This window comes from Paenibacillus sp. FSL H7-0918 (assembly GCF_038007025.1).
In the GTDB taxonomy this organism is placed as follows: domain Bacteria; phylum Bacillota; class Bacilli; order Paenibacillales; family Paenibacillaceae; genus Paenibacillus_AQ; species Paenibacillus_AQ odorifer.
Map to the genome: position 1 here is coordinate 739,265 of NZ_JBBOWJ010000003.1, position 20,441 is coordinate 759,705.

Sequence of the window (20,441 nt, forward strand, 5' to 3'; positions counted from 1 at the left end):
GTCATTCCACCTTTCCGCCTCTTAAGGACGTCACGGGTTCAGCAGGCACCTCAACTTCACGAAGCACTTGCAATACAATATCCGCGGCTTGTCCCTCTCTTGAGCCTAATCCCCGATGAAGCAGCAGACGATGTGCAAGCACGGAAACAGCCACGGCTTTGATATCATCCGGTGTTACATAGGATCTGCCTTGAATAAGTGCATATCCCTGAGCTGATCTAAGCAACGCGCCACTGGCACGTGGACTCGCACCCAGTTTTACTGCCGTAGATTTGCGGGTAGCTTCCGTTATCCGTACGATATAACCTAATAAATCATCACTGATACTTACCGATGCGGCTAAACGCTGTGCGGCTTGAATATCTTGTGCCGTTGCTACAGGAAAAGACTCTTCGAGCGGATTATTCTCACGAAAACGCTGCAAAATATGTATCCCTTCATCAAAGGTAGGATAACCCGTAGTAATCCGCATCAAAAATCGATCTAATTGAGCCTCAGGCAGTGGGAAGGTCCCTTGGTTGTCTATCGGATTCTGAGTAGCAATGACAAGAAACGGTGCTTCTAATCCGTGCGTTACCCCATCGATAGTAATTTGCCGTTCCTCCATACACTCCAGTAGGCTGGATTGGGTTCTAGGTGTTGCACGATTAATTTCGTCAGCCAGCAGTATATTAGCAAATACCGGACCCGGTCTGAACTGAAACTCTCCCGTCTTCTGATTGTAATAGTTGATCCCGCTTAAATCGGAAGGCAATAAATCCGGCGTAAATTGTATGCGCTTAAATGAACAATCCAATGATTTGGCAAGCACCTTTGCCAGCAAGGTTTTACCCGTACCAGGTACATCTTCCAGCAAGACATGTCCATTCGCAAGTAATGCGGTCAGCAGCAGGTCTACTCCCTCCTCTTTTCCTACAATGACTTTGGCAAGATTGCCCCTAATAGATTTGATAAGTTCAGCTACTTCTTGAAGATTCATGTGAATACACCATCCAATCTGAGGATAATTATGTAATAAGTGCTTTAATCATAACAGAAAGCGTACCCGATTTATAATTCACAAAAAAAGGCACTGCCCATAATTAGACAGCACCCGTCTTCCATTCGATTTTCATTTCGCAGTCTTATGCCGATATCGAAAGAAGGCTACAATCCCATAATAGATGGGTATGCTTTCAACGATTAGCCAAATGATCACAATGGCAAAGCTATTGTAGTGTTCGTAATATCTGCCGACGTCGCGTGAATATAAGTATGCTATTGTCACTGAAACCAGTGTTAAAAGGGGAACGTAAATTTTTTTACTATTAGTATTAAATAAACTTGCTACACATTTTGAAGCTATATAGATAAGGAAAGCGCTGTGAATAAACATCGAAGACGACCATATTCCAATCAAAAGCGGGTCTGTATTACCTAATAAATTATCTTCTTTCGAACTACGCACCATCTCGAGAAAAGGATATTGGAGTTGCTGGCCTAAATGTGGACCAAAACTCATCATTGTCAATAACCATCCTATTAAGACCGTAATTGAAACATAGAACTGCGCAAATACTAATCTTTTCATCATTTTCGCTTCAATTTTTAAATCAGGTGCAATGAACAAAAGGACAATCCATTCTCCAAACCATGACATGACCACAATAGAATCTTTCAGGGCGATTCCAGGATCATGATAATGAAAGAAAGCAGGTACCATATTAAAGTCCGCGTTTGGAAGGAATAAATTAAATAAAATGATCACGGTAATAAAGAAAATAATAAATAATCCATCGGCCATATATGTAATTGTTGCAAATCCTAGACTTGCCGTGTACATGATTACGAGACCAACGACACACTGGATAAATAGAGGTGGAGTTCCTCTTAAATAATTCGAGCCGAAAAATAGTACGAAATTCTCTATATCGAAAGAAACATAATAAACACACCAGCATAGTAGGAGCAGAATCATAAATTTATGTGGCCATTTGCCAATGATCTCTTTTCCAAAGTGAACCCAAGCTTGATTAGGTCGCAGCTTACCAACATAGATTGTAAACCACAATAATATCAATCCTAATAAGGAGCCAACGATTAATGCAATCCAGCCTTGATAAGAGGAAGTAGCAATAATAGCTGGTATCAAAAAAATGGTGGTTTGTGAGCTAAAAAAAATGGTGATAAACCGGAACAGCTGCCACTTTGTTGTACGCATAACTTCTCCTTCCTCAGTTCTTTATTTTGCTGTTCCAAAATCCACAATCCGAAAGTCCGTCTTCACCTTAATATCTGCCTCATGAGCGTAGTAATTATCCCAACGTTCTCTTAATTGCTTCCAAATTTTCGGATCATTCCATTCCAGCAACATGCCCAGCTGTAGAACATCCGCACCTGCTTTTTGGGATAAATGTATAGCTTCGGTCAGATTAGCAGTTACTTTATCGCTTAGTTTCTCTGTAATGATATTACTGATCTCTTCTAGATTTCTTTTCTTAGGATCCCTTAAATAAATCACACTAGCTTTTCCCTTTAATTTCACTGTAAAAACTGGACCCTTATCCGTTATTTTTACTTTTTTCACTTGCTGCACTTTCTCCACCATCCCAGGTAACAGAATAAACCGACAGCTTAAGCTTGCCTGCGGCCCATGCCAATGCCCTCCCCTCTTTAAGCTTTAGTATTCCCTTCATTTTCTCATTCTGAAACAACATAGCTCCTTGAATGCCTGCCCAATATTGTGGTTTACCTTCTTTTGTAGTTTCTTCTTTTTTACCAAATGAAAGATTATTTATAGCAAATCCAACGCCCGAAGCCTCAGCGAATATGCAGTCCTTAATTGTAGTCGAAAACATGTATTTTTCTGTTCCAAAGCTCCTCAGTACATCAGAAGGCAATTGTTCATAGATAGGTGTTAATGTATTCATCTCTTTTGCACTGCCGGGACTAGCCATGACATAGGTTCCAAGGGGGAGACTTGGCTCTCTTCTAATCCATAATAGGAGTTCACCAATCCCTTGTTCTGCATAAGCTTTCCCTAAGACAATTATTTTCAATTGGGAAAGACTAAGTTGACGTGTCAGATCTTTCTGAACTAGTAACATGGCGTCTGCGATCGTATCTGCGGTCTTAGAAACTGTAGAATAACTATTCCCATCACCGCCACCACTTGAAGGCTGGCTTCCCGAGTTTAGACGATTGGGCAAAGGAGAGTTAATCGTAATTTCAACGGTGCCTGCTTCTTTGCCTACATCTATAAATAAGCCGTACACAAAGGTTAATTCGTCCAGTTCCACCTTTGAAGACCAACAGCCTGTTAAATTTAGGAGTAGAAGTATAACAACTCCTATCTTTAGAGTTCTCATTTTTGATTCTGTCTCCTTAGATTCCTGTTGCTATAAAGTTTGCTGCGTTTCTTCATATAGTTAGAGGGAAAGCGAGATAATGTGTCCTTCCAATCTTCTAACACCAAAGGGGCAACGGGTTGTAAATATGGTGATCCTAACGGTCTAAGATTAGCTAAATGCCCGTAAATCAAAAAAGCTGTAATATATACCCCGAGCAAACCCATTGTTCCCCCCATAATCAATAAAGGGAAACGAAGTAAGCGAAAAGTCAGACCGAGCTCATAATGGGGAATAATGTAGGTGGCAATACCGGTAATGGAAACAACAATAACCATAGGAGCGGATACAATTCCCGCTTGCACCGCAGCCTGACCGATGACTATACCGCCAATAATTGAAACGGTCTGGCCTACAGGCTTTGGTATTCGGGTTCCAGCTTCTCTAAGGGCTTCGAAGGTAAGCTCCATAATCAAAGCCTCAGTCAATGCTGAGAAAGGAATGTTCTCTCTGGCAGATGCTATCGTAATTAACAGGTTTGAGGGAATGATCTGAGGATGAAAGGTTGTAATCGCAACATAAAGCGATGGAAGAATCATCGATATGATGGAGAACACAAATCGAACGATTCGAATCCAGCTTGCGGCATAGAAGCTTTGATAATAATCCTCAGAGGATTGTAGCATTGTAAAAAAAGAGGTAGGTGCAATCATTGCAGTGGGTGTGCCATCCTGTAATATTCCGATCCGGCCTTCCATTAAAGAAGCTGCCACCGAGTCGGGGCGTTCTGTATATTGAAATACCGGAAATGGTGTCAAGTTCCCCTTCCGTAATTGTTCCGATATATAACTAATGCCCAATATGCCATCAATATCTATTTCATTTAGTTGCTTTTCAATTTCAGCAAGAACTTCTTTTTTATAAAGTCCTTCAATATATACAACATACACATCAGTTTTGGTATATTTACCAATCGTATAATGAATAGTCTTTAGATCCGGATGTTTAATTTTGTGTCGGAGCAGGGACAGATTTGTTTCAATATCTTCAATAAATGCTTCCTGTGGTCCAATCACCACAAGTTCATTTTGTGATTCCGTAACCGATCTTTTCTGATATTGCGTGATCTCAAAATAATAAACATAAGGAAGCTCTTCAAAATAAAGCACTACTTTTCCAGCGACAATCAAATCCACAGCCTTGTTTATGTCAAACTCCTTAAGATACGGGATGGGAAAAACAGCTCCTCGATCCAATCGTTCTAAAAAATCCGGCCATTTGTGCTCTGAATTTGCTTCATTTTTTAGCGGCAATGCAATATCTTTATGAAGACTCAGGGAATTTACGATGAATGGGATATAGATCAAGTCACAGGAATGCCCATGAAGGCGAATGTTTTGAAAAACTGCATCACTAGATCCTTCCAGTTGTTCTTTTATTGTTTCAATAATTCCAGACATCTGCAGACTACCCCCAAAATTGTGACTTGTTAATCTGGCTTAGTTTGCCAACGTGATGGAAGGTTTATACTTAAAACAAACCAAATAGGCACAAATCCGGTATAGTACCGGACTCATGCCCATCAAAATATCGAATAAAATGACCTATCTAATCCTACAGAGTCAATTAAATAAGGAGCTCAAACCCCTAGCTTTCAAATCACGGAAAAGTTGCACCAATATTAGTTCCGCTAGGTGTTCCAGATCCGGTTAGATCGCTACCCCCAGTTAATTTGAGGAAACTGCCCAGACTAAAAGAACCATCTGCATTTCGCACCACTGAAGGTGTAAGACTTACAAAATCAGCGGCACTGGCCACCAAACCCTTGGCATTGGTACTTGCATTACTTTTCCACCACACATTAGTACTTAGAATATCGGTTCCACTTGTTTTGTCACTCGATCCTCCAGCAAAAGACAAGTTGTTCGTAAATTGGTGAGTACCGGCATCAAAAGCAAAGTTACTCTGTCCGTTACTCCAAGAAGTATTATTTGTTAGTTGAATGGAGCCTGGATTACTATTGTAAGTGAATCCGTGTTTTTTATTTTGAAATGCTATGCTATTCAGCACAATATGGTTTACTGCAATTTTTTCACCACCTAGTTTGAATCCATTCCCATCACTGTTTGCCGTTGAATTTCCATCTGAGGTCTGTCCGTTCTTATAGGAGATACTATTCTTGATCGTCACCACTCCGATGGGGCCTGTTTCTGATTTACTGTAAAGATCCCAGCCGTCATCTGTATTCCATGCAGCTATACATTTATCGAATACGTTACCAGGACCTATGGTCAGCTTAGCAGCAAAACCATCAGCGTCTTCCCCGTTATCCGGATCATAATTATCATGAGAATACACTCCAATGATCTGATTATAGCTCGGCCATTGACTCATGCTGGTCAGTGATGAAGCATACCGGCTGATTTGCAGTCCCGAATCCCGATTATGGTGGGTTTCAACATTCTCAATAATGTTATAGTTCCCGCCAATAAAGATCCCATTGTCTCCTGAGCCTCTTATCTCTAATCCTTTTACCTTCCAGTAGTTACCGTATATCTGCAAACCACGTTGAGCTGGGTCAAATGGCTGGGCGTAAAAATCCAATATAGGCTTCTCAGTCCCATATGCAGCGATGTTCTTTCGTAAGTTAGAGCTTCCGCTATTATCTTGTCCAACAATTATTGTTGAAGAATACGTGTAAACCCCTCCACGCATATAGATGGTTTCCCCGGGGGCTACCTTCGTAATCGCTGAGGCCAGTGTGGTTGGACTACCAATTGTTCCTGCGTTGCTGTCCAGACCATTTGGAGCTACATAAATAGAGCCTGCAACTGGTGTTGGTGTTGCTGTTGGTGTTGCTGTTGGTGTGACGGTTGGAGCTACTGTCGCAGTGGGAGTTGCACTTGCTGTTGGAGTAGCCGTAGGAGCTACCGTTGGTGCAATTGTTGGAGCTATAGTAGGCGTTGGTGTCGGAGTGCCCGTTGTGATATCGGAGACATTGATATTGTCGAACTTCGCTGCTGTCTTATAAGCTACAAGTCCTATACCTCCTGCTGTCAAAATGTTATCGTGTGCATTTATCTGTAAAACATCATTAACATACATTTTAAGCGAATCTCCACTAAGCTCTAGCCTAACTGTATAGGCAGTCCCTGTAGTTATAGGAAAATCAGTTTTACTAGCCAGTGTTGAACTTGAACCATTCACTTTTTTTCGTATTTCAAGCGTCCCACCATTACTGTTAGACAGAGATGCAGCATAATAGTTATTTCCGTCAACATAGCGCCCGCACACATAAGTTCGATTAGTCCCATTGAAATCATCAATCTTCACATCAACCTGAACGCTGTAATCTGTCCACGTGTTGCTACCGGAGAACGAACGTCCTTCGTTTTGACTGGATTGGTAATACACATGATTGCCACCTTCTTCAACTACAGACCAAGTTCCTGTTGTACTCGTCCAATTGTCGGCATTTCCATTCTCAAAATCATTACTGAAGATATTTGCTGCCTGAGCGGTAGGGTTACTCCATGCCAAATTACCTAGAACCAGCGAAGTTGTAAGCGCAACCATAATTCCGAATGAAAATCTTCTTTTTAGTTTCACGTGAACATCTTCCTCCTTGTTTTCTGATGTAAATAAAAAGCGAAGGCATTCCTCCAATCTTGTGTCATCTATAACTCCAGCCTAATCTCAACTATAATTAATATTTCGAAGTTGTACAGCTACTTTATGCCCATATTATTACATTAATTTAAATTAATATAAAAAACACCCTCGATCTTACTCGAGAGTGCCTTTATCTTTATTCTTAGCTTTGAATTAACGGTTTCAAAACCTTCAGTGAAGCTTGCAATTGCTCCGAACATTGCTCATACATTTTTTTAGCTTTTTCATTATCTGTTGATAAACTGAACATTTCTAAATCAGCTTCACATTTTTTCAGCAAAGCATATAATTGAGGCTTATCCTGCGGCTGTGGGACTTTAAAGTTATCGGCATACAAATCGACAGTCAGCTCACCATAAGAATCAACTTGTCCAAGAAAAACATTCTCAACCGTAAAACCCATTTTCTCAAGGGCTCCATCCAGCCAGCTTCGCGTCAGGTTTAGGGTGTCTAATGGTTTGTCGAGCACTTTACCATCCATAATGACAACTTGCGACTCTTTCTCCGGGGCAACCTTTATACCCAATTGCTTAGGGGTTACCGGCTGATATTCACTCTTGAGTAAAACATTTATGGCTCCATCAGATTCCATAATCGCAAATTCCACTTCCGATATATTGAAAACGTCTTTTTTGCGTAATTCCTCCAGCAGTTCATCTGTGGTTAAACGTTCTTTTTTCATATGATCTTCGAGTATTTTTCCGTCCTTAATTAGTACGGTGGACTTGAAATCAATAAAGTCTCTTGCTTTTTTACTCTTCATCTGAAGGTATTCGATCCCTAAAGAACAAGCCACCCATACAATCAGTGCAATGAGCCCTAAATGCCATAACTTATCCGTATCCAAAGAGATGTAAGCGGCTAAGCTGCCGACGGTTATCCCCGTAATATACTCGAAGAACGAGAGCTGCGATACTTGTCTCTTTCCCAGTAATTTTGTTAAAAAGAAAAGTACAACCACAGCAAAGAGCGTTCGAACTACAACCTCCAACCACTCCGGCATTACAAATACCCTCCTTTTTGAATCAAAGCTTGTTTACTAACACTCATTATTTGTCAATAAAGCCGCATTCAATCCGGAATTTCACTACTTATTTATGGAAAATCATCTATTACTACAAGTATGAATTTTTTTCCTGCATAACGCTAGAAGCATTTGAGGACAATAGCATTCGTCATGCTAATAATCCAACACAGAGGAGAGAAACTCAATGACAGTAGCCTCACAAGTTAAAACATGTTTATCTTCTTTAAAAGGTGCTCAAGCCAGTCTTGAACAATTTGCACTAGAAACACAAAACGAGAGTGCAAAAACCTTGTTCACGAACGCAGCCGAGCAAACACAACAAATCGTAACTCAAGTAGAGAACAGGGTAACCGAATTGGAGTCCGAAGAGCCTCAATATAAAGGATTCTAATTAAAGTTAAAGGGGTCTTAGGCTAGAAAAACTAGCTTTAAGACCCCTTTTCATCATGTACAACATTCGAACGAATGCCACGCTTGCCCTTATTAGCAGGAATGAGTATCTGAACAGAAGTGCCAATTCCAACACGGCTAAAAATGGTTACGCCGTACTCAGATCCATATTGTAGTTTAATTCGCTGATCCACATTACGGACCCCATAACCTGTATTCGTGTGACCCTTTGGATCAAAAATTTGATCAATACGTTCCTGTCTCATGCCGATTCCATCATCAATGATACGGAATAGAATATCATTGCCCTCTTTACGCCCAACAATGCGTAAATGAATGTGATCACCACACCAGGCGTGCTTCAGCACGTTCTCGATAAAGGGTTGTAGAATGAGCTTTATGGTCTCATAAGGCCAGATTTCTGTATCAAAATCAAACATAACTTCCAGACGTTCACCGTATTTAATTTTCTGAATTTCTAAATAAGCGTTTGCCTGCTCAATTTCAGTCGGGACCGGAATCATGGTACGTCCTTCATTAAGCGTCAGGCGATAAAACTTCGCTAATTCCAGCACCATCTGCTGCAGCTTCTCATTTTGACCAAACTTGGCTAATTGAATAATAGATGACAACGTATTATATAGAAAATGAGGATTGATTTGTGATTGCAGAATTTCAAGCTCTGCTTCCTTCTTCTGGAGCTGCGTCAAATATACCTCTTTAATCAACATATCGATATTTTCGCCCATATCATTTAATGCGGTAGCAATCTGAGAGAATTCATCCTTGCCTCGATAGGAAATGCGCTTGTGAAGATCACCTTCCCGATAGGCATTCAGCACATATACGAACTTATTAATCCGAATTGAAAAATATCGGGATATAAATATGCCGACGAAACTAAAGACAACACAACAAATAAGACACATCAAAATAATAAACAGTCGTACCTTCACTGCATCCTGTTCAAGAATCGTAATTGGAACTAGCGCGTTTAATTGCCAAGCTTGGTTAGAAACTGTAACTGTTTCACTAATCGTCAGGTAATCCTTATTAAGTTCGGCTTCGTTGGAATAGTGCTCTGGTAGTTCTCCCGATTGGTACATCGTTCTTCCGAACTCGTTTTTTAAAATTAGAATACTTCCTTTTCCTATCTTCGTATAATTCACACTATTGAACAGATCTGGAATGCCTACATTAATCCGCAGGAAGCCAATCTCCTTAGGTACGAGAGGGTCATATGTATCTATTAATCTACGTAGCAACGAGATACGATTATTTTCTACATCGCGCTCAATCTGCCACCATTTCATAGTCTCCGCATATTTCTCGGTTGGAAAATCATAATACCAGGATTTCCCTTCAATCCGGTTCATATGGTAAAGATGATAGAAGCTACTATTATCCAGATAGCCCTCTAGTGAATTCGAATAGATCTCAGGAATGGATTCATTCTTTAAAAATAGCGACATCCCAATCCTCATACCCGTTGATTGAATAGCTACGTCCAGCTTTGGAAGTACCTTCATAGACATCCGGTCATAATTCTCCCAGCCTTCTTCATAGCTTCGCAGATTCCGATAGAAATCATAATCACTATATAATTGCGTTGATATCCGGGTAACTTCCCCCATTTTATAATCAATATTATCGCGAATTTGCAACAACGTACCTTTAATATTCGAACTTGTATGCTCGCGTAATGAATCATTGTACATAGAGTGAGAGACAAAACCTATCACAGATACTGGGATAATAATGAAAAAAATATACGTCAGCATTAATTTATACCCTATCGGCACATACTTATGTTTACTTCTTGGTTGTTTCATGCAACATCATCCCCCATCACTTCTCCCGCTTACGATATTCCATAGGTGTCATACCATAGGCTTCTTTGAATTGTCTGCTGAAGTAAGGAAGATAACGGTAACCTACCTGGCTCGCGATTTCATAGATTTTACACTTCGGATCTTTCAAAAGCTTGCCGGCTTGTTCCATTCGCAGCTGAATGAGTACTTCGCTGAACGTTTTCCCAGTCTCCTCCTTAAATAGATATCCCAAATAGTTGGGTGAGAAAGAGAACTGCTGTGCAATATCCTTTAACGTAAAATTCTCGCTCATCTTATCCTTCATCATTTGCATAATTTCTCTAATCAGTTTATTGTTCACTGACTCTGTTTTGCTGCGTAGGTACTCGGATATCTCAAACGTTTTGAGTACAAGCCAAGAGCGTATATCACTGATCGTATCGAATTGAAGCAAAATATCTAAACTATGTAACTCCATACCTAAGATTTCAAATAAATCCTCACTAACCTCTTTCAACTGCTGATCCAGCTTCCATATAATATACATGGCTAGATTATGAATCGTGAATTTAGATCTTAAACTACTCACGGATCTGAACAGCTTATCGATCTCGTCATAAATAAGGACTAACTCATATTCTTTCATCGCTTTAAAAAGTGTATCCATACGGGCATCCAACGTACGGGCATCAATCATTCCAGGTTCGCTGCTAACCGTTTCATACATAATTAGTTTGCCCTTGCCGAGAAACATCTTTCCGTCAACGGCTTCCATAGCTTGCCGATAGGAGGTGTGGACCTGGTCCATAGCAAATGTAGGCTTCCCTACACCTACGGTCATAGTGACAGGAAATTTTGTGCGAATTGACTCATAAATTTCTTCAATAAACTTCTCCATCTCCTGTTCGTTAATCAACAACGCGATTCGATAAGACGATACCTTATAGCAATGTGGCATACCGTGCTTCTGAGCAATTGTATTCACTTCATACAGAAAGTCCTTGGACATTAGATGTTTAGTTAGATTATCCTGTTCTTGAAACCAATTGAAATAATCCAGCTCCAAAACCGCCACACGTATAGGCCACTCCAGCTTATCCAGACCGTAAGACTTCATAAGCTTCAACATTCCAGCTTGAGTGTCCCCCTCCCATTCCCCTTCAAATAAGCGAATCAACAAATCATTTTTGGCCATAGGAATCATATGCTGATAAGCTTCTTCCACGTCACGCCGTTTACTTTCATCATCTAAATCCTGCTTTACTTTCTGTAGTGCAGCAATAAGTTCCTTGTCATCCATTGGCTTAAGGACATAGCTATATGCTTTTAGTGAAAGCGCCTGTTTCACATAGCTGAAATCCTGGTAACCGCTTACAAAAATCACACGTATATCGTTTTTTTTCTCTATGGCAATCCGAGCCAGCTCTAGACCCGACATATTCGGCATATTCACATCACTAACAATAATATCAATAACATGCTGTTCTAAAATATCGCATGCCGTAAACGCGTTATTCGCTGCCTCCACGACCTGCATACCCAGTTCATTCCAAGGAATGAATTGTCTCATGCCTTCAAGATCAAGCATCTCATCGTCTACTAATAATACGTTGTACATCAACACAATCCCCCTTTGAATGTTTTAATCCAACCAGCTGAATTCTACTAACCAATCTTTTTCAGTATACCATTCATTCTCTTCCCTAACAGCTGATAAAACAATGAGTACAAGAAATGGGACGTAAAAACGAAGGCTTGCTAAATAGCAAACCTTCGTATTACAAATTATTATTTACCTAAAGCTTTCTTATTTTCTGTCCATACTTTTGTTACATAATCAAGGAATTTCTCATAGCCAACCTTGATAGAATCTTCATGTGCTTTATCAAGAATTGCTAATGCTTCTGCATCAGTCTTCGCATACATCGATTTTGCTCTTGCTGTTAACCAGATATCTCTGACACTTTGTCTGATAATCCCTTCTTCACTGTCTGGAGCCGGATCCCAATTCAGGAACTCCGTAAAGTCACCTTGCGAAGCCCAAGTTACTTCCATCTGCCAACGGTTACTAAAGTCAATCTTGTCAGCTGGAAGGGTTTGCAACATCATTTTCTTTGTATTATCCAAGAAAACAGTATTACCTACCCATACCAAGTCACCGGCTTTTCCGTTAATTTCGGACAGAGCTTCTGGCTCATTCAGATATTTATCTTTATTAAATTTAGGAGTAAGTCCATCTGCTTCAAATCCATCCCAATACCCTTCTGGTCCTGGAGGTCCCCAGTTAAGAACCATAGAACCTTCTGGTCCTGTCATCCAGTCAAGCATAGCGAATACAGCCTCTGGATTTTTAGCGTTTTTAGTGATTGTAGCAACGTTCCAACCTAACTGATTATACGTTCCTGGAGTAATCTTACTTTGATCCAAACCAGCTTTGTAAATCGGTTTAATAAACATATATCCAGCTTCCGGATCCGTCTTCTTCATCTCTTCATCAGCAGTGGCGAGCAATTTCATTGGATCAAAAGTCGCAATAACAGCAAACTTGCCATTCATCGCTTTCTCTCTAATTTGATCTTCTGTTTGAGTATTCGCATCCTGCGTCATTAGCTTCTCACGCATTAATTTAGCAGCAAATACAACTGACTCACGGAATCCTTCATCCTTGTATATCGAACCCATTTTGTCGCCATCAGGTACGGCGTATATTCTAGTATACGACAGATTACTCTCTTTAAAAGAGGAGAATAACTGGTCAATTCCGTTACCATCTCTCGCTAAACCCGTCTCGAACGGAATAACGTCAGGGAACTTCGCCTTAACAGCATTTAAATAAGCATACAAATCATCTGTCGTTTCTAGCTTAGGAGAACCAAGCTCTTTGTAAATCTTTTTATTAATAGCATAACCGGCATTTCCGTTTGGCTGAGTTGTATAATAATTCGGCAGCTGATAGATCTTCCCATCAGGGGAACGAAGCAATTCCAAATGTCCAGCTGTTAAGTATTTCTTAAAGTTTGGATATTTATCAATATATTCATCCAAAGGAACTAGCATATCCGCTTGGCGAAGACGTTCTACGTCAGCACCTTTCTCGGTCCACACAATATCCGGCAGCTCGTTACCAACGATCATCGTTTGCAGCTTTTGAGCGTTATTACCACCAGAGCTAATTCCTGTGACATTGATCTTCAGATTATCTAAAATCCATTTAGAAGCAGCATCTTTGCCCCATTTCGGCATTTGATACCAGCCGTAATTTCCGTAGAATGAGACTTCAAGCGGTTCTTTCCCTAATTCATACAAATCAGCCGCAGGTGCTTCAGTTGCTGTGTTGACCGCTGTTCCTCCTTCTTTCTCTGGTTCAGCAGTTGCCGCCGGAGCGCTTGAATTGTTGCCACCACAACCCGCCACCAAAGTCGTTAATAGCAAGGTAGACATCATACCGAGAAGCATCTTTCTCTTAGTCTTCAATGTATTTTCCCCTTTCAATTTGTAATCTATGTTCAAAGCAATACGCTCTAAACCCATTCTCATTCTATCATCCTACTCTTTCAATGATCCGACCAAGACCCCTTTAACGAAGAATCTTTGTAGGAATGGATACACACATACAATCGGAATGGTTGCAACCATGATCGTAGCCATCGTTAATGACTTCGAGGTTATTTTCTTTGCCGAGTTAATATGAGCAATGGAGCTTGCATCTACATTAGACAGCTGTTCTGAAGCAATATTAGAGAACAATATCTGTCTTAAGATGGTCTGAATCGGCATTAACTCCTCTTTCGTAATGTAAATACTCGCTACGAACCACTCATTCCAGTGATTTACTGCTGTGAACAAAGATAATGTTGCTATAACTGGTCCCGACAAAGGAAGTACGATGCGGACAAAAGTCCCCCAATATCCGCAACCGTCAATCTTTGCTGACTCCTCTAAACCTTGTGGAAGGCCTTGAAAGAAGGTCCGGAATATGATCATATTCCATACGCTGACCAGTGCAGGAATTATAAACACCCAAAATGAGTTGAAGAGACCTAAACTTCTGATAAGCATGTAAGACGGAATGAGTCCCCCACCGAAATACATAGTAATGATACACATAATCATGTAGTATTTGCGACCCATCAGTTCACGCTTCGACATTCCATAAGCGAATATCGAAGTGGCCAGTATCGCTGTTACTGTACCGATTACTGTCCGCAATGTAGCAATGACGAATCCACCCATTAGACGAGAATCTTCAAAAACGATCTTATAATTCTCAAGCGTGAACTCACGGACCCAGAAAGTAACTCCACCTTTCGAAGTATCCATCCCCTCATTAAAGGAAATAACAAGTGAGTTCCAAAATGGATAAAAAGCGGAAAATGCCAGTAAGGTCAAAAATACATATATGAATCCTATAAATATTCGATCTCCTATATTAATACGTTTCATAGTTTGGTCCCCCTATATTGAGTAATTCATTACCACAAGCTGTTCCCTGCTCTTCTGGCAATGAAGTTGGCAAAGGTAAGTAATGTCACGCTGATCACGGCCTTGAACAATCCGATAGCAGTCGCATAGGAGTACCTGAAATTGTCTATACCGACACGTACAACATATACATCAACTGAATCTGACACTTCTCGCAGAGCTGGATTGGAAGCTAGGATCAAAATATCTTCGAATCCTGCATTCACCAGATTACCGATTGCCAAAATCATAAAGATGATTACAACTGGCATAATTGAAGGCAACGTTATCAAATATATCTGTTTAAACCGACTTGCACCATCCATCGAAGCCGCTTCGTATAAATGCGGGTCAATACCAGCAATGGCAGCTAAGTACACGATTGAAGCAAATCCAATTTCTTTCCATACATTGGTTGTAACTAAAATGCCCCAGAAATATTCTGTCATGGAAAGGAAGTTGATCGGTTCATCAATGAATTTCAATTTCTCAAGCAGCATATTTATACTGCCGTTATCTACGGATAACATCGAGGTAACCATTGAGCCGATAACTACCCAAGATAAGAAGTGAGGCAAGTAAGTAACGGTCTGAATCACCCGTTTAAAGAACATCTTACGGACTTCGTTCAGCATTAACGCCAAAATAATCGGTGCAGGAAACCCAAAACAAAACTTCAGTAAGCTGATAATGATTGTATTTTTCATAACCACTTCAAATTCAGGAGCATTAAAGAAGTAAATAAAGTGCTTTAAGCCAACCCAGTCACTGCTAATAAAGCTATTCCCTAACTTGTAATCCTGGAATGCAATTAGAATCCCGTACATGGGGATATAGGCAAAAATAAAAACTAGAACAAGTGCTGGCAATACCATAAGCTGTAGATCTATTTGCTTAAAAAAGCGTCTGATCCCGCTAGTTCGTTGCTTGTTGAGATTCGGTCCGGATCTCTTGTCTGGTGCGACGCTTGCGTTCGCCATAAGTGAATCCTCCTTGTGATGATTTTGAAGATATGTACAGATAATTGATGTCCTTTCTCCCTCCGCTATAGTTGCAACATTTATAAAATAATCATAAGGTTTAAGCGCTTTCAAAAATATATGACAAAACAACTATTATTGATACTTTGACACTTTCTTGCATTAGCTCGTCTCATATTCCTTAAGCTTGATTAAAAAAAGACACATGCAGAGATAACATCTGCATGTGTCTTTGACTTTCTCCTTAATTAGCAAGAGTCCTCAGTATTTCTTCATTTATCTTTTCAGAAATTACTTTTTGGACCTTCCCATTATCCAGATAAACAATAGAAGGAAATGAATCTATCCCTAGCTTGGCAGCAAGTCCGGGTGACTTATATACATCTACCTTTGTGACCCTGACATCCGAATGGGATTGCTCAAATCCCTCAATTAAAGGCAATAACTCCCGACAGGATGGATCTGTGGCATTCCATAAATAAACAACAGATGCTTTGCCTTGATTCAGAATTTGATGCTCATACACCTCACATTCAGAGATATACTTCTCTGCACCATACCCTGCAATGGCACCATCGCCAACAGCGGTAGCAACTTGTTTTAGAAATTTATCGCACACATCTCCTGCTGCAAAGACCCCAGGTATATTCGTTTCCATTTTCTCATTAATAAGTACATATCCATTACGATTTAAGTCTACTACCCCTGATAAAACTTCTGTGTTCGGGGTGTATCCAATAAATAAGAAACATGAATCGACCTTAACGCTTTGCAGTTCATTAGATTTTAAATTTTTCAGGACGACGGAATTCAAACGTTCCTCACCTTCGAAAGAACTTACCACCGTATTCCACATGAATTCCATTTTAGGGTTTTCTAGTGCCTGCGTTTTGGCAATTTCATTACAATCCATTTTCCCATGATCATGCATGACAGATACGATCACTTTATCTGCAAACTTAGTCAGAAACATCCCTTCCTCAATAGCTGCATCACCACTGCCAACGACCATAACTGTTTTCCCCGTATTTGCCGCAGCGTCACAGGTTGCACAAAAGGAAATCCCTTTATCATATAAGAACATATCTTCATTAGCTGCACCTGTAATTCTTGGTTTTCCTCCACTGGCTATGATAATGACTTTACATTCATATCGAACCCGAAAGGTTTCCACTACTTTAATCTCTTCCGCTACCGAGACAGATTTGACATCTGTCATTTTGAAATCAACACCAAATTTTTTGGCTTGTTTATGAAATAATCCCATAAGATCTGTTCCGGTCGTTCCTTCAGGAAAACCAGGATAATTTTCTATTTCATTAGTATAAGTCGCAAGACCGCCTACCAGCGATTTTTCCAAAAGAAGTGTCTTCAATTTTGCTCGTCCACAATAGATCCCTGCTGTTAATCCAGCAGCCCCGCCACCAATAATGACGACATCATACTGTTCTGTCTTCTTTTCCATTTCAATTGACCCTCCTGTGTAGACTATGATTTCAATAAAATAGGCTGACTCTCGTCAGCACTATAAGCTCAGTCTATTTCACTTTTACATAAAGAATTTGGCCAATAATTTACTGCCTATAAATGCACCAACCAGCAGGAACAATCCAAAAATCCAGCCTGAAAGCGATAAAGAAGCTATAGCCGTAAATAATGCACCTATATTACATCCATTAGCCAATCTAGCTCCGTACCCCATGAGCAACCCACCAAGTACAGCCGCCACTACCTGCTTTTTGGACTTAATTTTCTTAAGCTTGAACTCGGAAGCAAACAATGTCGCTGCTAATGCACCTAAGATAATCCCTACATTTCGAATAGACCCACCATCATTCAAAAATCCGGAAGATAATGTTTTTTGAGCTTTCTCCGTACTAAAGTAAGCCCAGTTATCTACATTTCCTCCTACCAGTCGATACGCCCAAGCTCCCCAGTCCGCGAAGGCGCTGGTTACTCCCCATCCTTTTGAGAAAACAGCCAGATGTGCTGTAGCGAACACAGCGAGAAGTACAGCTCCAGTTACATAAGTAAACGGTTCTTTGAGCAATTGCTTGTAAAAGCGGTTAGACGATATCTTCAACCAGAATTCGTTCACCGTTTCATTCACCGTCCTTTCCTACTTAGCGATCCTATTTTACCTTCTCAATAACAACTTCCCACTCGCCATCATCGACCTCTTCGATTTCCACATTATGTCCCTGTTTTCTCGCCCATTCTGGTACGTTTTTCATTGCGCAGCTATGATCAATAGCAACAACTAGAACGTCTCCAACATTTAGTTCAGTCATTTTCTTTTCTGTTCTCATTAACGGTACCGGACAAGCTTCTCCCAGGCAATCAAGTGTAAATTCAGCCATCTTAAAAACCACCTTTTATATTTTTTAAAATTCCTAATAGTGAAAATATTCACGTAATAACTTAAACTAATCTGCGCTTCCCATCTTTTTCTCTTGCCATTTAACTGCAGCGATGTACAACAGAAGAATGATCAGGAACTGAACAACTAGTGCTCCAAGCCAACCAAAGACGTCTGGTAAAAATACAGTGGGTGCATCCTTTATAACGTTAGCTCTCCACCAACCCATATCATGTGATCCCCAAAGTGACCCAATGACAAAAAACACAAGTGACAACATCTGCATCGTGAATCCTTCACCTACACGCATCAATGTACCCGAAGCGCAACCCCCTGCAATAACCATGCCAATTCCGAATAATACTGCGCCAATTATCAAAGCAAAACTGATTTGACCCACATTATCCATCCCAGGAATCGGTTTACCTTCCAGGAATGCTGGATACTTTATGGCTGTAAATCCGATCGTAGCGAGAGAAAATGCTATCAGTACAGCTCTTGTTACCGATGTGCTGCCTGTAATACATGGATCTCTAAGTGATGCAGTAAAACAGAAACGTGATCTTTGCAAAATAACGCCAAACGAAATACCGAAAAGCAGGTAGACAACCATTTTATCGTGGGAATGGTCTAGGAAAAAACCAAACCCAATAATGAGAACTGTGACCAGCAACGCGATGGGCAACTGACTCTTTTTAGGTTTTCTAGGAGCTCTGGTTCGGATTGATTTCGTTTCGGGACTTACGGTTTGCCCCATAGTCTAACACCTCCATCGTTTTATGTAATTGACTATGTGAAAATAGTAACATACTTATTTGCGCTGTGGTTATCTGCTTTCTTTATGCTGTATAAGTGTTACTAATGGCACAGATGGAGCGAAATCAAGTATGCTATAGTTTGCACTAACAGCGGGCAACAGGAGGAATAAGTATGAATATGGAAACGCTTAAATTATTTTTAGATATTGCTTCGTTAAAAAGTATATCTAAAGCCGCTCAGAAATCTCATATCACCCAATCCGCACTGAGTCAGCAGTTGAAATCCTGGGAGAATACCTTGGGTTCTGAGCTTTTTGTGAGAAGTAATAAAGGGGCCAGCCTAACAGAAGCAGGGATTATAGCAGAGAAGTATGCGGAGCAAATCTGTAAATTGTATGATGATATGGTCACAGAGATCAATCATTTACAGCCAACACAACATGAGCTGTCTATTTATGCGATTCCAGAAGTCTGTAATTATGCCCTGCCATGCACCTTATATGAGGTAAAAAAGCATTTTCCAAATTGCCATATCACTCTAAACGAAGGGGCATCGTCACTAGTAGAAGAACGTTTGCTTCTTGAAGAAGGTGATGTTGGCTTTATTTCCGGACCTTCCCCGAAATCTGAATTAAGCTCCAATATGGTGTTTTCTGATCAAGTTATGCTAGTGGCAAGCAGTACGACCGTTTGTCCTGATAAAATCACACTGAATGAGCTCCCTAAATATCCGTTAATCTGGTCCTCACAGCTTCATTGTGTGCAAAGGGCTTTAAATAACATATCTGCGAGTGAGCTTAAATTAAACATACTGTTTAATCTGGACTCCCTTGAGGCGGTAAAGCTTGCTGCAATTAGAGGACATGGTGTTGCCTTTCTGCCTTATATGTGCATAAAAAAAGAGTTGTATAGTAAACAACTCAAGATTATTCATATTGATCAGTTCCAAGTAAATAACGATGTCTACATGGTAAAAAAACATAATCAGCGTTGTGACAATGATACGAAACAATTAATTCGTTATATAGAAAAGACATTGATTGATACATTGTGTTGAACTTATATCTCAATCGTAATCTCCCATACCCCATTAATAACTTCTTGGATGGTACATTTCAAATTTGAACCACGACAGTAATCCGTGATGGAAACTTTTGCGCAGCTATGATCAGTAACCAGCATCACCTGTTCGCCATTTTGAATGGCTTTTTGATGTTTTTTTAACATCATTACTGGTACTGGACAGATTTCTCCCAGACAATCAATTTCAATCATGAAGTTACCATACTGAATTGAATGGGTAGCACCCCCACGTTTGTTTCGATCTTTATCGAGCCAGCCTCACCAAGGATCCCCTTTGTTTTTAAAGCAAATAAAGATGCCATTGTAGCATGTCCACAAAGATTGATCTCATGGGCTGGCGTAAAATACTTAAGCCTTAAATCAGCTACATCTGATGAGACTACAAAAACTGTTTCGTTAAAACCGACCTTATGAGCTATCGCTTGCATGTCACTTTCGCTCAAATGAGCCGCATCTAATACTACACCAGCTGGATTTCCTTTGTTGGGATAAGGAGAAAAAGCATCATAATGAAGTACTTTTATGTTGTTCATTGGTTAGTCTCCTTTCAATTTATTTCAATAAAGCTTGATAA

General features: G+C 40.2%; 19 protein-coding genes and 1 pseudogene. 2 read left to right on the forward strand and 18 right to left on the reverse strand.

Annotation, left to right across the window (positions count from 1 at the left end; all coding sequences use genetic code 11):
* Nucleotide 1: 1 nt before the first annotated feature.
* The 7 genes from MHI15_RS23095 to MHI15_RS23125 form a co-directional block, all read right to left on the reverse strand.
* Nucleotides 2-979: an AAA family ATPase gene (locus tag MHI15_RS23095; protein ID WP_076129322.1), complete on the reverse strand. Its 978-nt coding sequence runs from the start codon at nucleotides 977-979 to the stop codon at nucleotides 2-4.
* A 132-nt stretch (nucleotides 980-1,111) separates the two neighbouring features.
* On the reverse strand, nucleotides 1,112-2,200 hold the full coding sequence (locus MHI15_RS23100; RefSeq protein WP_341164928.1) for a GerAB/ArcD/ProY family transporter: 1,089 nt from the start codon (nucleotides 2,198-2,200) through the stop codon (nucleotides 1,112-1,114).
* Between the two features lie 21 nt (nucleotides 2,201-2,221).
* Complete coding sequence (locus MHI15_RS23105; protein ID WP_341164929.1) at nucleotides 2,222-2,566, reverse strand: Ger(x)C family spore germination C-terminal domain-containing protein; 345 nt, start codon at nucleotides 2,564-2,566, stop codon at nucleotides 2,222-2,224.
* On the reverse strand, nucleotides 2,541-3,347 hold the full coding sequence (locus MHI15_RS23110) for a Ger(x)C family spore germination protein (RefSeq protein WP_341164930.1): 807 nt from the start codon (nucleotides 3,345-3,347) through the stop codon (nucleotides 2,541-2,543). Before MHI15_RS23110 ends, MHI15_RS23105 begins: the two co-directional genes overlap by 26 nt.
* Nucleotides 3,344-4,786, reverse strand: coding sequence for a spore germination protein (locus tag MHI15_RS23115; protein WP_076129319.1), 1,443 nt, complete (start codon nucleotides 4,784-4,786; stop codon nucleotides 3,344-3,346). The genes MHI15_RS23110 and MHI15_RS23115 overlap by 4 nt, the downstream gene beginning before the upstream one ends.
* 199 nt (nucleotides 4,787-4,985) lie before the next feature.
* On the reverse strand, nucleotides 4,986-6,281 hold the full coding sequence (locus MHI15_RS23120) for a right-handed parallel beta-helix repeat-containing protein (RefSeq protein WP_341165001.1): 1,296 nt from the start codon (nucleotides 6,279-6,281) through the stop codon (nucleotides 4,986-4,988).
* Nucleotides 6,282-7,140: 859 nt separating this feature from the next.
* The gene (locus tag MHI15_RS23125) at nucleotides 7,141-8,001 is read right to left on the reverse strand and encodes a DUF421 domain-containing protein (RefSeq protein ID WP_076129318.1); all 861 of its coding nucleotides are present in this window, start codon (nucleotides 7,999-8,001) and stop codon (nucleotides 7,141-7,143) included.
* A 208-nt stretch (nucleotides 8,002-8,209) separates the two neighbouring features.
* Between MHI15_RS23125 and MHI15_RS23130 the strand changes: the two genes are divergently transcribed.
* On the forward strand, nucleotides 8,210-8,416 hold the full coding sequence (locus tag MHI15_RS23130; RefSeq protein WP_036678243.1) for a DUF1657 domain-containing protein: 207 nt from the start codon (nucleotides 8,210-8,212) through the stop codon (nucleotides 8,414-8,416).
* Nucleotides 8,417-8,453: 37 nt separating this feature from the next.
* On the opposite strand, the gene MHI15_RS23135 is transcribed toward MHI15_RS23130, so the two are convergent.
* The 9 genes from MHI15_RS23135 to MHI15_RS23175 form a co-directional block, all read right to left on the reverse strand.
* The gene (locus tag MHI15_RS23135; RefSeq protein WP_076301984.1) at nucleotides 8,454-10,247 is read right to left on the reverse strand and encodes a sensor histidine kinase; all 1,794 of its coding nucleotides are present in this window, start codon (nucleotides 10,245-10,247) and stop codon (nucleotides 8,454-8,456) included.
* A 16-nt stretch (nucleotides 10,248-10,263) separates the two neighbouring features.
* On the reverse strand, nucleotides 10,264-11,844 hold the full coding sequence (locus MHI15_RS23140; protein WP_076129316.1) for a response regulator: 1,581 nt from the start codon (nucleotides 11,842-11,844) through the stop codon (nucleotides 10,264-10,266).
* A 170-nt stretch (nucleotides 11,845-12,014) separates the two neighbouring features.
* Nucleotides 12,015-13,700 carry an extracellular solute-binding protein gene (locus tag MHI15_RS23145; RefSeq protein ID WP_175617374.1) on the reverse strand — a complete coding sequence of 562 codons (1,686 nt, stop codon included), beginning with the start codon at nucleotides 13,698-13,700 and terminating at the stop codon, nucleotides 12,015-12,017.
* A 72-nt stretch (nucleotides 13,701-13,772) separates the two neighbouring features.
* Nucleotides 13,773-14,669 carry a carbohydrate ABC transporter permease gene (locus MHI15_RS23150; protein WP_036678249.1) on the reverse strand — a complete coding sequence of 299 codons (897 nt, stop codon included), beginning with the start codon at nucleotides 14,667-14,669 and terminating at the stop codon, nucleotides 13,773-13,775.
* A 29-nt stretch (nucleotides 14,670-14,698) separates the two neighbouring features.
* Nucleotides 14,699-15,667: an ABC transporter permease gene (locus MHI15_RS23155; RefSeq protein WP_076129315.1), complete on the reverse strand. Its 969-nt coding sequence runs from the start codon at nucleotides 15,665-15,667 to the stop codon at nucleotides 14,699-14,701.
* A gap of 244 nt (nucleotides 15,668-15,911) precedes the next feature.
* Entirely contained in the window at nucleotides 15,912-17,132 is a 1,221-nt protein-coding gene (locus tag MHI15_RS23160) for an FAD-dependent oxidoreductase (RefSeq protein WP_341164931.1), read from the reverse strand.
* A gap of 84 nt (nucleotides 17,133-17,216) precedes the next feature.
* Entirely contained in the window at nucleotides 17,217-17,777 is a 561-nt protein-coding gene (locus MHI15_RS23165) for a YeeE/YedE thiosulfate transporter family protein (RefSeq protein ID WP_232061338.1), read from the reverse strand.
* 22 nt (nucleotides 17,778-17,799) lie between these two features.
* Nucleotides 17,800-18,027 carry a sulfurtransferase TusA family protein gene (locus MHI15_RS23170; RefSeq protein ID WP_076129313.1) on the reverse strand — a complete coding sequence of 76 codons (228 nt, stop codon included), beginning with the start codon at nucleotides 18,025-18,027 and terminating at the stop codon, nucleotides 17,800-17,802.
* A 66-nt stretch (nucleotides 18,028-18,093) separates the two neighbouring features.
* Nucleotides 18,094-18,783, reverse strand: a complete 690-nt coding sequence (locus MHI15_RS23175) for a YeeE/YedE thiosulfate transporter family protein (protein WP_076129312.1) — start codon at nucleotides 18,781-18,783, stop codon at nucleotides 18,094-18,096.
* Nucleotides 18,784-18,956: 173 nt separating this feature from the next.
* On the opposite strand from MHI15_RS23175, the gene MHI15_RS23180 reads away from it, so the two are divergent.
* Complete coding sequence (locus MHI15_RS23180; RefSeq protein WP_341164932.1) at nucleotides 18,957-19,841, forward strand: LysR family transcriptional regulator; 885 nt, start codon at nucleotides 18,957-18,959, stop codon at nucleotides 19,839-19,841.
* Nucleotides 19,842-19,843: 2 nt separating this feature from the next.
* On the opposite strand, the gene MHI15_RS23185 is transcribed toward MHI15_RS23180, so the two are convergent.
* Both MHI15_RS23185 and MHI15_RS23190 read right to left on the reverse strand, forming a co-directional pair.
* Nucleotides 19,844-20,059: a sulfurtransferase TusA family protein gene (locus tag MHI15_RS23185; protein ID WP_076129310.1), complete on the reverse strand. Its 216-nt coding sequence runs from the start codon at nucleotides 20,057-20,059 to the stop codon at nucleotides 19,844-19,846.
* A gap of 14 nt (nucleotides 20,060-20,073) precedes the next feature.
* Nucleotides 20,074-20,400: pseudogene (locus MHI15_RS23190) on the reverse strand (PhzF family phenazine biosynthesis protein); the annotation flags it as partial.
* Between the last annotated feature and the right edge of the window lie 41 nt (nucleotides 20,401-20,441).

Excerpts from the sequence above, each read along its gene's own strand:
- MHI15_RS23175 (WP_076129312.1), bottom strand. The coding sequence starts at position 18,783 with ATGGGGCAAACCGTAAGTCCCGAAACGAAATCAATCCGAACCAGAGCT.
- MHI15_RS23110 (WP_341164930.1), bottom strand. The coding sequence starts at position 3,347 with ATGAGAACTCTAAAGATAGGAGTTGTTATACTTCTACTCCTAAATTTA.
- MHI15_RS23155 (WP_076129315.1), bottom strand. The coding sequence starts at position 15,667 with ATGGCGAACGCAAGCGTCGCACCAGACAAGAGATCCGGACCGAATCTC.
- MHI15_RS23180 (WP_341164932.1), top strand. The coding sequence starts at position 18,957 with ATGAATATGGAAACGCTTAAATTATTTTTAGATATTGCTTCGTTAAAA.
- MHI15_RS23160 (WP_341164931.1), bottom strand. The coding sequence starts at position 17,132 with ATGGAAAAGAAGACAGAACAGTATGATGTCGTCATTATTGGTGGCGGG.
- MHI15_RS23185 (WP_076129310.1), bottom strand. The coding sequence starts at position 20,059 with ATGATTGAAATTGATTGTCTGGGAGAAATCTGTCCAGTACCAGTAATG.
- MHI15_RS23140 (WP_076129316.1), bottom strand. The coding sequence starts at position 11,844 with ATGTACAACGTATTATTAGTAGACGATGAGATGCTTGATCTTGAAGGC.
- MHI15_RS23100 (WP_341164928.1), bottom strand. The coding sequence starts at position 2,200 with ATGCGTACAACAAAGTGGCAGCTGTTCCGGTTTATCACCATTTTTTTT.
- MHI15_RS23115 (WP_076129319.1), bottom strand. The coding sequence starts at position 4,786 with ATGTCTGGAATTATTGAAACAATAAAAGAACAACTGGAAGGATCTAGT.
- MHI15_RS23170 (WP_076129313.1), bottom strand. The coding sequence starts at position 18,027 with ATGGCTGAATTTACACTTGATTGCCTGGGAGAAGCTTGTCCGGTACCG.
- MHI15_RS23095 (WP_076129322.1), bottom strand. The coding sequence starts at position 979 with ATGAATCTTCAAGAAGTAGCTGAACTTATCAAATCTATTAGGGGCAAT.
- MHI15_RS23125 (WP_076129318.1), bottom strand. The coding sequence starts at position 8,001 with ATGCCGGAGTGGTTGGAGGTTGTAGTTCGAACGCTCTTTGCTGTGGTT.
- MHI15_RS23130 (WP_036678243.1), top strand. The coding sequence starts at position 8,210 with ATGACAGTAGCCTCACAAGTTAAAACATGTTTATCTTCTTTAAAAGGT.
- MHI15_RS23150 (WP_036678249.1), bottom strand. The coding sequence starts at position 14,669 with ATGAAACGTATTAATATAGGAGATCGAATATTTATAGGATTCATATAT.
- MHI15_RS23135 (WP_076301984.1), bottom strand. The coding sequence starts at position 10,247 with ATGAAACAACCAAGAAGTAAACATAAGTATGTGCCGATAGGGTATAAA.